This is a genomic window from Desemzia sp. FAM 23988 (assembly GCF_045528365.1).
Lineage (GTDB): Bacteria > Bacillota > Bacilli > Lactobacillales > Carnobacteriaceae > Desemzia.
Window position 1 is genome coordinate 76,586 of the sequence record NZ_JBGQQS010000009.1, and the last position, 13,955, is coordinate 90,540.

12 protein-coding genes are annotated in these 13,955 nt (G+C 37.1%); 10 read left to right on the forward strand and 2 right to left on the reverse strand.

Annotation, left to right across the window (positions count from 1 at the left end):
* Nucleotides 1-140: 140 nt before the first annotated feature.
* Complete coding sequence (gene brnQ, locus ACEN4L_RS06945) at nt 141-1,451, reverse strand: branched-chain amino acid transport system II carrier protein (protein WP_407096866.1); 1,311 nt, start codon at nt 1,449-1,451, stop codon at nt 141-143.
* A 258-nt stretch (nt 1,452-1,709) separates the two neighbouring features.
* Between brnQ and ACEN4L_RS06950 the strand changes: the two genes are divergently transcribed.
* The 6 genes from ACEN4L_RS06950 to ACEN4L_RS06975 all read left to right on the forward strand — a co-directional run bounded on the left by ACEN4L_RS06950 (nt 1,710) and on the right by ACEN4L_RS06975 (nt 8,933).
* Complete coding sequence (locus ACEN4L_RS06950; protein ID WP_407096865.1) at nt 1,710-3,491, forward strand: DUF2207 domain-containing protein; 1,782 nt, start codon at nt 1,710-1,712, stop codon at nt 3,489-3,491.
* A gap of 350 nt (nt 3,492-3,841) precedes the next feature.
* On the forward strand, nt 3,842-4,879 hold the full coding sequence (locus ACEN4L_RS06955) for a GtrA family protein (protein ID WP_407096864.1): 1,038 nt from the start codon (nt 3,842-3,844) through the stop codon (nt 4,877-4,879).
* Between the two features lie 4 nt (nt 4,880-4,883).
* The gene (locus ACEN4L_RS06960) at nt 4,884-7,133 is read left to right on the forward strand and encodes a glycosyltransferase (protein WP_407096863.1); all 2,250 of its coding nucleotides are present in this window, start codon (nt 4,884-4,886) and stop codon (nt 7,131-7,133) included.
* Nucleotides 7,105-8,277, forward strand: a complete 1,173-nt coding sequence (locus tag ACEN4L_RS06965) for a hypothetical protein (RefSeq protein WP_407123597.1) — start codon at nt 7,105-7,107, stop codon at nt 8,275-8,277. Before ACEN4L_RS06960 ends, ACEN4L_RS06965 begins: the two co-directional genes overlap by 29 nt.
* 48 nt (nt 8,278-8,325) lie before the next feature.
* Nucleotides 8,326-8,724, forward strand: a complete 399-nt coding sequence (locus tag ACEN4L_RS06970; protein ID WP_407123599.1) for a hypothetical protein — start codon at nt 8,326-8,328, stop codon at nt 8,722-8,724.
* Nucleotides 8,725-8,783: 59 nt separating this feature from the next.
* A complete protein-coding gene (locus ACEN4L_RS06975; RefSeq protein ID WP_407096860.1) occupies nt 8,784-8,933 on the forward strand; it encodes a hypothetical protein in 150 nt (49 codons plus the stop codon).
* A 54-nt stretch (nt 8,934-8,987) separates the two neighbouring features.
* Here the strand turns inward: ACEN4L_RS06975 and ACEN4L_RS06980 are convergent, their stop codons facing one another.
* Nucleotides 8,988-9,188 (reverse strand): hypothetical protein, encoded by a 201-nt coding sequence (locus ACEN4L_RS06980; RefSeq protein ID WP_407096859.1) that lies wholly within the window; start codon nt 9,186-9,188, stop codon nt 8,988-8,990.
* A gap of 235 nt (nt 9,189-9,423) precedes the next feature.
* Between ACEN4L_RS06980 and ACEN4L_RS06985 the strand changes: the two genes are divergently transcribed.
* The 4 genes from ACEN4L_RS06985 (at nt 9,424) to ACEN4L_RS07000 (ending at nt 13,887) form a co-directional block, all read left to right on the forward strand.
* Nucleotides 9,424-10,341 carry a metallophosphoesterase gene (locus tag ACEN4L_RS06985; protein WP_407096858.1) on the forward strand — a complete coding sequence of 306 codons (918 nt, stop codon included), beginning with the start codon at nt 9,424-9,426 and terminating at the stop codon, nt 10,339-10,341.
* Between the two features lie 126 nt (nt 10,342-10,467).
* Complete coding sequence (locus tag ACEN4L_RS06990) at nt 10,468-10,974, forward strand: DUF1456 family protein (RefSeq protein ID WP_407096857.1); 507 nt, start codon at nt 10,468-10,470, stop codon at nt 10,972-10,974.
* A 222-nt stretch (nt 10,975-11,196) separates the two neighbouring features.
* On the forward strand, nt 11,197-12,918 hold the full coding sequence (locus tag ACEN4L_RS06995) for a Na/Pi cotransporter family protein (RefSeq protein WP_407096856.1): 1,722 nt from the start codon (nt 11,197-11,199) through the stop codon (nt 12,916-12,918).
* Nucleotides 12,919-13,113: 195 nt separating this feature from the next.
* On the forward strand, nt 13,114-13,887 hold the full coding sequence (locus tag ACEN4L_RS07000) for a 5'-methylthioadenosine/S-adenosylhomocysteine nucleosidase (RefSeq protein WP_407096855.1): 774 nt from the start codon (nt 13,114-13,116) through the stop codon (nt 13,885-13,887).
* The last annotated feature ends 68 nt before the right edge of the window (nt 13,888-13,955 follow it).

Genomic DNA, 13,955 nt, shown 5'->3' on the forward strand with positions numbered 1-13,955 from the left:
CAGCTGATTGTTACGTAGAAACTAAAAACGAGTTATTTTCTTCACAAAAGAAGCCTGATTTTAAGCGGCATATCATTTTCAGTGTAAGGCGACAAAAAAACTGAGAACTTCATTGATTGAAGTTCTCAGCTTTTTAACGCTCAATATTTAACTCTAGATTGCTTCCAACCTGCTAAATAACCAGCGACGGAGCCAATCACTAACAGAGGAATCCATTCTAATTGATATTCGTAAAGGGGTAAATGTTCCATCCAGTCCAAAGCTATCCAACCGCTTTTATGTGCTACGGAAAACAGACTCTCTATTGTAATCAAGATCAGAGGAAGCTGCAAACTAATTCTCGGAGAAGAAACAAAGAACGTAAATGCAATCAATAAAACTGTTGAGATAGAAATAGGATAAATAATACTCAAAACCGGCACGCTGGTTTCAATGACTTGATCCAATCCTTGATTTGCGAGAACGAGAGAGAGAACTGTAAAGATGATCGCAAAGCTCTTATAAGAGATGGATGGAATCAGGCTGTTAAAGTATTCGCTGACGGCAGCGATCAATCCGGTAGCAGTGGTCAAACAAGCTAAAAATACAATGACTCCCAGTAAAACAATACCCAAAGAACCAAAGGCATCATTCGAGATGTACTGCAATAAAAACGTGCCGGCATTTTGATTATTGGGAACAACCGTATCAAGAGCTACACGGTTACTAATCCAGCCTAATCCTCCGTAAATCAACCCAAGTAGGATGGCTGCTAACACTGCAGATTTTATCGTACCTGCCAACAACTCTTTTTTATTAGTGATTCCAAGGCTCCGAATCGAATTGAGTACAATGATGGAAAAGGCAATCGCACCAATGGCATCCATTGTCAGGTAACCTTCTGTGAACCCTTTGATAAAGGGAACTTCCATAGTAAACTCTGTCGATGCAGTTTGCGGATCATTGGTAAAATACATGAACAAAGCTCGAAAAAACAACAATAGAATCACAAACAACAATGTGGGGGTTAAATATTTCCCAATGCGGTCGCTCAAATCAGCAGGATTTAAGGCAATCCATAAGACCAAAAAAAAGAACAAGACAGAGAAGATAAACAAACTTAATCCGTTCGATTCATTTAAGAATGGGACAACCCCCATTTCGTAGGCAGTCGTTGCCGTTCTTGGGATAGCAAAAAATGGACCGATTGTTAAATAAATCACCGCTAAAAAAGTGACGGAATAGGCAGGGTGAATTTTATTTAGTGATTCTTTATACCCATGTTCTGAAATTGAACCAATGATCACGCTTAATAAGGGTAAACCGACACCTGTTAAAATAAATCCTAAAATAGCCGGCCAAAAAAATTCACCGCTCTGAAAACCTAATGCTGGTGGGAAAATTAAATTTCCTGCTCCAAAAAACATGGCAAACAGCATAAAACCAACAATAAAAATATCTTTCGTACGCATTCAAAACCTCCTAAAAAACTCTTTAAAACAAAGTCCTGTTAAGAATAGCATAAATTTAGATATAAGCGTATGAAGATTAAAAAAATTCCATCTATTTGGAACATTTGAAATAAAAGCTTTTTTTGCTCAAAAAAGCACAAAAATCTGCAAAAAGAGGGGTTCTAATTAATTGTCGGTCATACTTTTGGTATACTGAAAATAATCAATGGTACGTGTATTGGACTTCAAAAAATAAAAGGAGAAAGAGGGTAGGTATGGATGGGAAAAGCAGGGAAAACAGCTTGGACAATCGGTCTAGGTTTGTTGCTCAATGTAGCATTAGCAGAGACGGTATCGGCTGAAAATCAATTGACGGATATTGATATCAGGGTAGATTTACAAGAAGACGGATCGGGTACCGTAACGGAGCATCGTGAAATGTCGATGGATGATGGAACAGAATTATTTATTGTATTGGAAGCAATGCAGGATTCGGAACTATTGGATTTCTCAGTAGCCGGGTATGAAGAGGTGACAGATTGGGATTCAGATGATTCACGAGAAGAAAAAGCGGGCAAATACGGAGTTATTGATACCGGTGATGGGTTGGAATTGGTTTGGGGAATTGGAGAATACGGGGATAATACTTATGAAGTGACTTACAGCCTCTCTAATCTGGTGCGAGAACTGGAAGATGGACAAGCTTTATTGTGGAACTTTGATACATTTTCTGATATTCCAGCTGAGAATTTGACAATGGAGATAGCTGGTCCGGCACCTTTTACAGAAGAAGATGTCAGGTTTTGGGGTTTTGGATTTGACGGAGACATTCAATTAGTAAATGGGAATATCATTTGGGAAGCTGCGGAAGAAGTAGACGACAGCAATGATGTGATCGTGTTGGCGCAATTTCAGTCTGGATTTTTCCAAACGCAAGCCAGTGTCAATATGACGTTAGATGAACAACGCGAGATGGCGATGGATGGTTCGACGTACAACAAAGAAGCTACTTCGGATACGATTCCGATAATATTGGTTTTAGGAATCGGAACGCTAGCTTTCGGAGGAGGATCTGCGGCAGTTGCTTATTCACTAAAAGTTAAAAATGCTAAAGAAGCGGCTGGTCAAATGCGTAACGGTACAACTCGACTTTCAGACAACAAGAAAACAGTGTATAAGGAAATTCCATTTCATGAAGACGATTTAGCGGGAATCGCTTATTTCCTACATGAAATAGGAAAAGGGTACTTTGAAGATTACTTCTCTGCATATCTATTGAAGTGGACAAATGAAAAAAGAATCCAAGTCATTACGACAAAGAAAGAGGCGGTCTTTAACGAGAAATTTGATACAGTGATCCAGATTGCTGATTATGAAACAGTGAGACAACGGTATCGGATTTCATTTGCGGAGATTGCAGAAAATCTACCATTGGATCAAGAAGTGACCTATGAAATGGGCTTGTGGGTAATGCTGTTGGATGCTGCGGATACGACGGGCAGGGTCACAGATGACAGTATGAAAAAATGGGCTAAAGAACATGCCAAAGAAGTGGAAGAGTATGCGAATTATTTGATTGACTATTCAAAGGATTACTTGGAAGAAAAAGGATTGCTCCGATTTGATGAGGTAACGGTGTGGGGACAAGATCATGAAGTTGCCATTGCAAATGAGGAGGGCGATCAGTTGTTTGATCGTTTAGTCCAGTTTGATAATTATTTAGAACAGATAGATTTAAAAGATGTACAACATCAAGCTGCCCGTATAACAGTGGAAGAATTTATGTTGTGGAGCACGTTGTATTATCGAAGTGCAGAAATTACAGAGCAGTTTAAGGAATTGATGCCTGAACCAACGGATCATTACGAAGAAAGCCAGTTTGTCTATTACTATTGGTATTGGAATGGAGCATACGGATTTAGACAAAATTGGTCAAGCGGCTTAGACAGCGGTGGCTTCCATTCGTCTATGTCTATCGGAGCAGCAGGCGGTACAGGCGGCGCTACCTCATTTGGAGGCGGAGCCGGTGCTGGTGGTGGCGGCGGTGGCGGAGCGCGCTAAGCCTGTCATGGAAATGAAATAGAATGAAGAAGCTGGGGTCTTAATTTAGATTCCTGCTTTTTTATCTTGTTTGAAATAAAGATTTATTAAGGAGTAGGCATTTTTCAGACACCATAAGGATCTAGTTGTGTCAAAATTGTTAGCACAACGCATCTTTTTTTTATTCTACTTATATTAAAAGATTACTTTTAAATCAACCCATAGGTAGAATAAAAAAGATTTTTCCAAAAGTATAAAACAAGTTATTTTTAAATCAAAAAAAGCCTTTATCAAGAGAGAAATGGAGCAGTAAATAACAGATTTTGTTCGATGTACAGAGTAATCTTGATTAAGGGAAAGGAAAGAAGTACATGAGGGACACGGTGATTGTGATTCCGTCTTTAGATCCGGATGTAAAATTATTGAATTTATTAGCGTCTATTCGTAAAAAAGAAACGAAATTGCCGATCTTGCTCATCAATGATGGGAGCAGTTCGGAATATGACGCCATTTTTAAAAGAGCTGAGAAGTATGTTGATCAGTTGTTAATACATAAAGAAAATAAAGGAAAAGGAGCTGTCTTGAAAACAGCTATGCAGTTTATTTTGAAGGAGATGCCAGAAGCCGAACATATGGTGACTATTGATTCAGATGGACAGCACAGTTATGCCGATATGGTAAGTTGTATTCAGTTGGCTAAAGAGTATCCTGATGCTTTGATATTAGGGACTAGAAAGTTTGATAAGAAAGTTCCTTTTCGCAGCAAATTCGGGAATGTTTTGACCCGAAATGTATTGCGTCTCTCTATTGGTCTCGATATTGAAGATACTCAAACAGGTCTGCGGGTGATTCCCAAGTCTTTTATGCCTCAATTAATAGAAGTAGCTGGGGAGCGTTTTGAGTATGAGACAAACATGTTGATTGAAACGAAAAAGCAGCAGCGAACTATTCTATGTCAGCCTATCGAGACTATCTATATTGCTGAAAATGCCTCCTCGCATTTTAGAGTTGTAGCAGATTCTGTAGCCATTTATGGAGTGTTTATCAAGTATCTTTTGTCTTCTGTGTCATCTTTTATCGTAGATGTAGTGGTCTATGCGGTGTTGATTCATTTGCTGGATCAAGTTGACCTGTCATCGATTTTCATCGCTTCGATAGCAGCCCGTTTGGTTTCAGCAGTGTTCAATTATTATGTGAACCGAGAGTATGTCTTTTCACAACAGAATAAAAATAGTTTTTACCATTATTTTGGACTGGTTTGTGCACAAATCATAGTGTCTGCCTTACTAGTCTATATGGTCCACTCACTCTTTATAGTGGGAGACACAGTATACTTTAAAATCATGATAGATAGTTTGTTGTTCTTTTTGAGCTACTACATTCAAAAGAACTACATTTTTAAGAGGTGAACCGATGAAAAAAATAAGCCGTTCTAAAAAAGTCGTGTATGCATTGACTGTATTGTTTTCTGTGGTGTATCTAGTTTGGAGAGGTATATACACTCTTCCATTTCACGGATCTTTATTTGCGCTCCTGTTTGGTATTCTGCTCTGGATCAGTGAGATCGTGTCCAATTTTACAGGATTGATTTTGGTATGGAGTAAAATCAAGTCCAAAGAGATCGCCAAACCGGAAGTTCCTTTAGAAGACTATCCGGATATCGATGTCTTAATCGCAACGCACAATGAGGAAGTCGATTTATTGTTGAAGACGGTGAACGCTGCTGTAAATATGGATTATCCAGATAAGAGCAAAGTACATATTTATTTAGCAGATGATACGAATCGTCTAGAAGTGAAAGAGCTTGCTGCTAAATTTCGTATTGGCCATATCGGGCTGGAAAACAATCGACATGCCAAATCTGGAAATCTCAACCATGCATTAGCGCAAACGAGTTCTCCTTTGGTGGCTACATTTGATGCCGATATGATTCCCTATTCTGACTTTTTGATGGAGACAGTGCCTTATTTTGTGGAAAACCGTCAGCAACTAGCTGCCGGAGAAAATGTTAAACCATTAGGGTTATTGCAAACTCCTCAAAGTTTTTACAATGCTGATCTGTTCCAATACAATTTGTTTTCCGAAGCTTCGATGACCAATGAACAAGACTTTTTTTCTAGAGAAGTCAATGTCTTGAATAATGCCCATGATGCAGCAATTTATACAGGTTCAAATACCGTCATTACCCGACAGGCGATAGTGGATGCGGGAGGTTTTCCTACGGACACGATCACAGAGGATTTTGAATTGGGTGCTTTAATTAATAGTCAAGGATACAAAAACATGTCTACCTTGGAACCGATGGCTAGCGGATTGACTCCGACAGATATCCCAAGTACGTTGAAACAACGTATTCGCTGGGGCAGGGGGGTTGTCCAAAGTGTCCATAACTTGCACTTATTAACAAATAAACGCTTATCTTTGCAGCAAAAACTGATTTTTTTAAACAGCTATTTATACTGGTGGTCTTTCATTAGACGGTTATTGTATATTTTAGCGCCTATTTTATTTACTGTTTTTGGAATTCAAGTAGTGGATACTAATTTCTGGACTTTGTTGCTGCTTTGGCTGCCTAGTTACTTCTTTTTACATTTATCGATGCAAGATCTTGCAAGTGACATTCGAACGCAACGTTGGGGAGAGGTTCAAGAAACGATTTTTGCTCCCTATCTGGTTATGCCGGTCTTGCTGCAAGCAATTGGAATCAAAGAAACTAAATTTAAAGTGACTAATAAAGCAGCTACTCAATCTAAAAAAGATTTGCTGTATGTTTTGCCCCATTTGATTTTATGGATCTTGACCGTCATTGGGCTAGTGACCTTCAATTATGGGAAGTTTGGTTCGGAGATCTTTTATGGCAGTGTGATTTCTTTTTGGCTGTTGAATCATTTGTTCAATTTGACGTTTGCTGTGTTGTTCTTTTTAGGACGTCCACTCTATCGAAAAAATGAGCGCTTTTTAGCTGAAATTCCTTTAAAAATATCTTATGGAGGAAAAGAATTTGACGTGATGACCAAGAATATCTCTGAAAACGGACTATCATTTGCTGCATCAACGCCGTATTATTTTCCTGATGACGCTGTCTTGGATTTTGAAATAACCAAAGGAGAGTACACCGCTCAGTTAAAAGGAAAAATCGTAAGGGTATTCTCAGGAGAAAATGAGTGGGACTATGGTGTAGCTTTAGACGAAATGTCGGAGCAAGTATATTTGAACTATTTGCAAATTATTTACGATGGTTTCAACCGTAGTTTGCCGAAATTCTTCGATCCATGGGTGACTCCATTTGATCGTTTCTTTGACAATATCCACAAGCGATTGCTGCTGAAGAAAACTGCTTCCAATAAGGTAAGCAAGTACGCACAATTACAATTAAATGAAGCAGTTCAGCTAGGAGATTTTACAGTAATCCTAGAAAAATTTGATTACCAAACGATGACTTTTTTATCAACAGAAAATAGGGCCCAACAGCAGATTGATGTGATAGAAATAGAGGGAGTAACATTTCAGCTTCGATTTGCTGAAGAGACAGGAGATGGGCGTTGCCTTTATACGGTCCAAAACTCTTCAGAATGGGTCAACACAACAGCATTTCAGCAGTTATTAGCAAAATGGGTTTCAAAAGGGGATGAAGATGTTGCTGTTGATGATTTTGCGTATTAGTTTATTTCTCTTTTCTTTATTTGGCTATAGAGTTGTGTTTAAGCAACTGGTCAAATTAAATGAGAGAGTTAGTTGGGTAGCGAGCTGTGCTTTAATTACCTTAGTTTTGTATTTTAGTGCTTATCTAGGACAACTCTATATAGTCGGAATCAGTTTATTTGCAATAGGATGTTTATTAGGTGCAGGGTATCTTGTTAAGCAACTAAAAGAGAAAACATTGCGGCCGCCAACCTTGAATCTGTTGACAATTTGGTTATTGTTTTATTTTTTGTTGTTCGCTGCGACATTATTAACTACTCATTTGGTACATTATGACAACTATTCCCACTGGGCGATAATCGTAAAATTTCTTTATACAGAAGGAAGACTTCCGGCAGCTGGAGATGCTATCATCAGCTTTTCATCTTATCCAATAGGGAGCTCTTTGTTTATTTATTATGCAACTTTGATTGGCGGATACAGTGATTCAGTAATGTTATTTGGTCAATTTGTGTTTATTTTCAGCTGTATCTATGCCTTTTTTGCTGTTGTTAAAGATGAATCAAGAGCACTGGTGATCACAATGCTGTTTAGTTTTATTGCTGTGTTCAACCATTTTAATATTGCTATCCGGATGAACAATTTACTGGACGACTTTTTACTGCCTATGTTAACATTGGCCGGAATTGCGGGCCTTTACAGAATGCAACTAAAGTATAGACAAATGTCGGTCTTTTTAGTTCTGATTGCAGGTTCTCTGAGTATCGTAAAAAACAGTGCACTGTTTTTTACAGCTGTTTTGATAGTATATTACATCTCTCGAATCATTGTGAATTGGAAGTTTTATCAAAAGAAAGGGACTGTAGTGAGCATCGCTTTGTGTTCAATAGCGAGCTCGTTTATCCCTTATATTTTATGGAGCCAACACGTCAAAAACAATTTAGAGTCTTCGAAACATGAAGTGAACTTAGCAGCTTACCAGCAAACATTTGGTGAAAAAGATCAAGCCGTGATTCAGCAGATTTCGGATAAATTTATTTCGACGATCACAAATCTAGGAACACCTTCCACAGAGGGAATCTTATTAGCCAATTTAATCTTGGTGACAGCTTTTATTGTGATTCGATTTGTCTTGAAACGAAAAAGCAGCATAGTCCGATACTAGGTGATTATAAATGCTGTTACCGGAATTTACTATGCTGGAATCTATTTCATGTTCTTATATTCTATGCCGACTGAAGAGGCGTTATACTTAGCTGGATTTGAACGGTACGCTGCCAGTATAGTTATTTTAGCCTTAGGAATCGTCATGATGGTCTTAGCCAGAGAAGTAGATGCCTCTTTTTATGAACAAGATATGACTGCACGAAATTACCGCAGTTTTAAAAGTTTAACAACGAAAAAATGGTATCAGTATGCTACTTTGTTCTGTTTGTTTTTTGCTACTTTATTGCTTCTCTCGGAAAATAATGGAATGCGGTATAATCAATTTCATTTTGCAGATTCCACGCCAGCTCAGTTTATGAAAATTGGAGAAGAGCAGATGATCTTGAATCAAACCCGTTACTTAGTCGTAAGTCCTGATAAGAACAAGTTGATAGTTATTCAGTAGGATACGTAGGAAAGTATTACCTTTATTCACAGAATGTGGATGGCAGGGAAGATTTTCTGATGGAAGATGAGACATTTATGGAATTGTTGAATGATTACGATAAAGTAGTCATATTGGATGAACATTTTACTTTCAATGCAATGACAGACAAATTATTTGGTGAAGTCTATGAGCCTGGAATCTATGATGTAAAAGACATAGTAGGTTAAACTACTTACCAAAAAAGCCTTGCAGAAATTATCTGTAAGGCTTTTTATTCTGCATTAAAAAGCTTCTAAAATCTCCAGCACGATATCGAACCAGGTCAACCAGAAGTCTCTAAACCATTTTTTTCTTTTTTTCGATACAGGTAAATGAGCATTATGTTTAAACAAGTTCCATGTCGCATGAACGAGTCCCATCAGAATACCTAAAACACTCAAAATGAAAAGAGCCATTAAAATAACTTCAATTCCATTCTCCAAATGCAAAGCCTCCTAAAAGAATCTTCTATATCATTTATTAGCCAATACAAACAGATTTGTCGATTTATTATACCATTTGGATGATAAGAAAAGGAGCGAATTCTACCTATAAGCTGTTCTCTTTCATTAAATGATCGGAATAAAGTATACTAATTAGTGAAGAAATAGGGAGAAATAGAGCAAACTGTAAACGATATTCAACGAAAATAAAGATGTAATAGAAGAGGTGAAAGACATGTTTACCGATCGACGATTGACTGATGCTTATGAAAATGCAAGAGTCGAAGAATTTGATGACCATTCGAAATATGTGTTCATGAGTGATGTTCATAGAGGAGACGGAAGCTTATCGGATGAGTTTACTAGAAATCGAGATATTTATTTATACGCTTTGCAACATTATTACCGCAATGATTATACTTATGTTGAAGCGGGTGATGGAGATGAGATGTTAGAATATTCGAATTTCGAGCATACCAAAAACGCTCATCCAGCTGTATATGATACAATCAAGAAATTTTTTGATGAAGATCGATTAGTGAAGATTTATGGGAATCATGATATCTTTTTAAAATATCCTTCTTTTGTGAAAAAAAATTATTATACGAATTATGATGAATACAATGAAGTGTTTTTTGATTTTTTAAAAGGTCTGGAGCCAGTAGAAGCTTTGGTCTTGAAACACAAACAGACTGGGCAAGAAATTTTAACTGTCCATGGGCATCAAGGAGATGCGCCTAATGATCAATTTTGGAGATTGACGATGCTGTCATTGAAATACTTTTGGCGATTTTTACATGCATTCGGTATCCGGAATCCTTCCAGTCCGGTCAAAAATGTTAATAAACGGCATAAAGTAGAAAAAAACTACAACAAATGGATTGAAAAACACAACATGATGTTGATTTGCGGACATACGCATCGATTTAAATACCCTAAGAAAAAAGACCATCCTTATTTCAACACGGGTTGCTGTATTTATCCGACAATCATCACAGCTATTGAAATCAAGAATGGAATGGTGCAATTGGTACGCTGGAAAGTCAAAGCAACCCGAAATGGTGTATTAAACATTGAAAGAGAAATCATGAGAGGACCTGAGCCTATATCTGATTTTGATATTCGTGAAGGTTACGCGGGAGCAGAAAATTAGTTTTAAGCAAGCAAATAAACTGCATCTTAGAAGAATTCATACCCTAAGATGCAGTTTGTTTTTTATTCTCTCAGAAAAATAAGGTATACTGGGTAATGAATAAACTACAGGATGTTGGAGGAAATTATGAATAATAATGATCGTTTGATCCGTTTGCGCTATGCATTGGATATGAAAGAAACAGATATGATTGAGATGTTTAAACTGGGCGGCATGAATGTTACTAAAGAAGAAGTGAAAAAAATGCTGGTCACTCCTGAAAGAAATGATGAAGATGAAATCATTAATTCAGATGAATTTATGGAAATAAAAAATTCTACGCTAATCGCCTTTTTAAATGGTTTGATTACTTTCAAACGTGGGAAAAAAGATACCGATAAAAACGAACCTCAAAAAGCAGAAGCATCGTTAAAAAATTCATTGAGTATCAATAATGAAATGTTGAAAAAAGTTAAAATTGCACTGAAATTGACTAGTGAAGATATCTTGGATATTTTTTATGATGTGGATGTCGACATCAGTAAAAGTGAACTGAGTGCTTTATTGAGAAAAGAAGGTCACCGCAACTATAAGGTGTGTTTAGACCGTTATGCGCGTAATTTTCTTAAAGGATTAGCTTTACGTTACCGTTAAACAAAAATAAATGACATCCTCATCCTATACCAGTTTTTTGTATAGGACGGTGGTGTCATTTGTTTTTTGTAAAGTTGTTGTAAAATTGTAAATTTCAAGTTAAAAAAACTCTCATAAAAACTAAAAAAGAGTTTTTATTTCCTTTCTAAAACCCTATTATAAGAAATAGAGGCAATTTTTTATTGTTGATTGATTTAGGACATACATATGGAGGGTTTATCATTGGATATTCAAGAAATGCTGTTTCAGTTTTTCGGAGGTTTAGGTATTTTCCTTTTTGGTTTAAAGTATATGGGAGATGGACTGCAACGATCCGCTGGAGATAACTTAAGAGAGATATTAAACAAATTTACGTCAACACCACTAAGAGCTATATTAGCTGGGATTATTGTAACCGTATTGATTCAAAGCAGTTCAGGAACCACAGTGCTTGCTGTTGGTCTGGTTAGCGCAGGGTTTATGACTTTGAAGCAAGCCATCGGAGTTATCATGGGAGCAAATGTTGGGACAACAGTTACGGCATTTATTATAGGAATTGATATAGGAGCCTATGCGTTACCCATTTTAGCTATTGGAGCATTGCTGCTGTTCTTCTTTAAAAAACCTTTTATCAACAGTATTGGCCAAATTATTTTTGGATTTGGAGCTTTATTTTATGGATTGGAATTAATGGGGTCAGGTATGGCTCCGTTGGAAAATCTGCCTGAGTTTAGGACCTTGATGATCCAACTATCAGAGAGCCCTATTTTAGGCGTTTTTGCGGGTACAGGTTTAACATTGGTGCTGCAAAGTTCAAGTGCAACGATCGGAATATTACAAGAATTGTATGCTCATGGGAGCATTGCTTTAGAAGGTGCACTTCCTGTTTTATTTGGAAATAATATTGGAACGACTATCACAGCTATACTGGCAGCTATTGGAACAAGTGTAGCTGCAAAGAGAACTGCAGCATCACACGTAATCTTCAACGCTGTAGGGACTATTTTGGTCATGCTTGTTCTATACCCCTTTACGCATGTTGTTATTTATCTGGGGAATATGCTTCATTTAAATCCTGAAATGCAGATTGCTTTTGCTCATGGGATATTTAATATTACGAATGTTCTGATTCAAATGTGGTTTATCAATCAAATAGCCGCTATTGTATGTAAAATAATTCCAAATGATGATTCAGAATTGAGTTATGACAATTCACATCTAGATCAAACACTGATACAAAGCTCTCCAGCTATGGCTCTCAATCAAGCTAAATTTGAAGTAGGTCAAATGGGAAAATTTGTCATTGATGAATTCCAAGCAATGTTCTCCTACTACAGACAGCAAGATGAAAAAAGTAAAGAAAATACATTGAGATTAGAGGAAATCATCAATCAATCTGATGTTCAAATCACTGAATATTTAATGTTGTTATCTAATGTTGATTTACCTCTTCAAAATACAAGTGAACACGTAGTAATGATGGAAGTAACGAAGTACCTAGAACGTATCGGCGACCATTGTGAAAGCATCTTGAAAAATATACGAGAAGCTTCACACGCTGCTAAAAAGAACAAAAAGAATTTAGGCAGTTCTGAGATAGAAAAGGTATTTTACGATCCTGATTTAGTGGCGCTATTTAAATTAGTGCAGCTGAATATTGAAGATACCGTTAATGCGTATCAATTAGACAGCTTTTCACTAGCCGGAAAAGTTATCCAACGCGAAAAAGATGTAAACAAATTAGAACATGCCATACGTAAAAAGTATATAGAGCGATTGAATAAAGGCATCGGTGTTCCTTCAGACGGTATTCTTTTTGTAGATATTGTTTCTAATTTAGAACGCATCAGTGACCACTCAGTGAAAATCGCCAAACATACTCTTGGGATACGTTATCCGCATCAACAAGCGCAAAAAGTTTTACGCAAAACAGCTGATGAAACAGCAGAGTTTGAAACGGTGTAATGCAGAGTATATAAGAAGAACTTACTGCACTTAGTTTGCGGTCAGTTCTTTTTTTTGTTCTAATCAGTATAGTTCGTATTTATTAGGGATATCAAGGTTGATTATCCTCTTTCTTTTGGTTATAGTGATTAAAGGCAAACAAAAAAACGTTTATTTGATAAAAAAATTCGTTTATTGAAAAGGGGATAATACTTGATGCAACCAAAACCACTTATTGCTATTCAAGGAGCTATGGACGGAGAAATACTGGCTCTTTTAGAAGCAATGCAGTCTTATACAGAAGAACGATTTGGGACCTATTCTTTTTTTGTTGGAAAAATTGAAGATATGCCCTTAGTTGTATCTAGAACAGAAATAGGGATGGTCAATGCAGCAGCTGCTACTGCGATTTTAATCGATAAATACCAACCTAGTATAATCATCAATCAAGGAACTGCAGGTGGACACCATCCTGATTTACATGTTTTTGATACCGTCATTGGTACAGAAGTGATACATATCAATAGCTTTGTTTCAAAACATTTAGATAAAGGAGAGGGCATCTCACCAGAAACCTGGGTCCCAATGGAGACTGCTGTACGAGACAAAAGTGGGTATTTGGTGAATCTTTCTGTATTTAAAAGCGATATTTTATTGTCAAGTATAGCTTTGAAACATGCTGAGGATTATCCATATGGAAAAGTGGTTGAAGGAAGAATAGGTAGTGCAGATTTTTGGAATCGAGAAATTGACCGTATTCAGTGGTTCCGCGAAAAATTTCGAACAAGCGCTGAAGAAATGGAAGCTTATGCAGTTGCTCAAATTGCTCAAGCATTTAACATTCCGTTTCTGTCTATACGAACGATTTCCAATTCGGAAGTTACCGATGATGGGATAGAAGACTTAGATACAGCTGGTAGGTATTGCGCTGAATTTAGTCTGCAAGTAGCTAAAGCTATTTACCATCAGCAAACTGTTCCAGTTATTTAGAATAGATTTATCTACAAACTGCATTAAAGCCCCTATCGGTAAGATACCGATAGGGGCTTTAATGCAAC

Bases quoted from the DNA above. Each gene is read 5' to 3' on its own strand.
- brnQ (WP_407096866.1), bottom strand. From the start codon at position 1,451: ATGCGTACGAAAGATATTTTTATTGTTGGTTTTATGCTGTTTGCCATG.
- ACEN4L_RS06950 (WP_407096865.1), top strand. From the start codon at position 1,710: ATGGGAAAAGCAGGGAAAACAGCTTGGACAATCGGTCTAGGTTTGTTG.
- ACEN4L_RS06955 (WP_407096864.1), top strand. From the start codon at position 3,842: ATGAGGGACACGGTGATTGTGATTCCGTCTTTAGATCCGGATGTAAAA.
- ACEN4L_RS06960 (WP_407096863.1), top strand. From the start codon at position 4,884: ATGAAAAAAATAAGCCGTTCTAAAAAAGTCGTGTATGCATTGACTGTA.
- ACEN4L_RS06965 (WP_407123597.1), top strand. From the start codon at position 7,105: ATGTTGCTGTTGATGATTTTGCGTATTAGTTTATTTCTCTTTTCTTTA.
- ACEN4L_RS06970 (WP_407123599.1), top strand. From the start codon at position 8,326: ATGTTCTTATATTCTATGCCGACTGAAGAGGCGTTATACTTAGCTGGA.
- ACEN4L_RS06975 (WP_407096860.1), top strand. From the start codon at position 8,784: ATGGAAGATGAGACATTTATGGAATTGTTGAATGATTACGATAAAGTA.
- ACEN4L_RS06985 (WP_407096858.1), top strand. From the start codon at position 9,424: ATGTTTACCGATCGACGATTGACTGATGCTTATGAAAATGCAAGAGTC.
- ACEN4L_RS06990 (WP_407096857.1), top strand. From the start codon at position 10,468: ATGAATAATAATGATCGTTTGATCCGTTTGCGCTATGCATTGGATATG.
- ACEN4L_RS07000 (WP_407096855.1), top strand. From the start codon at position 13,114: ATGCAACCAAAACCACTTATTGCTATTCAAGGAGCTATGGACGGAGAA.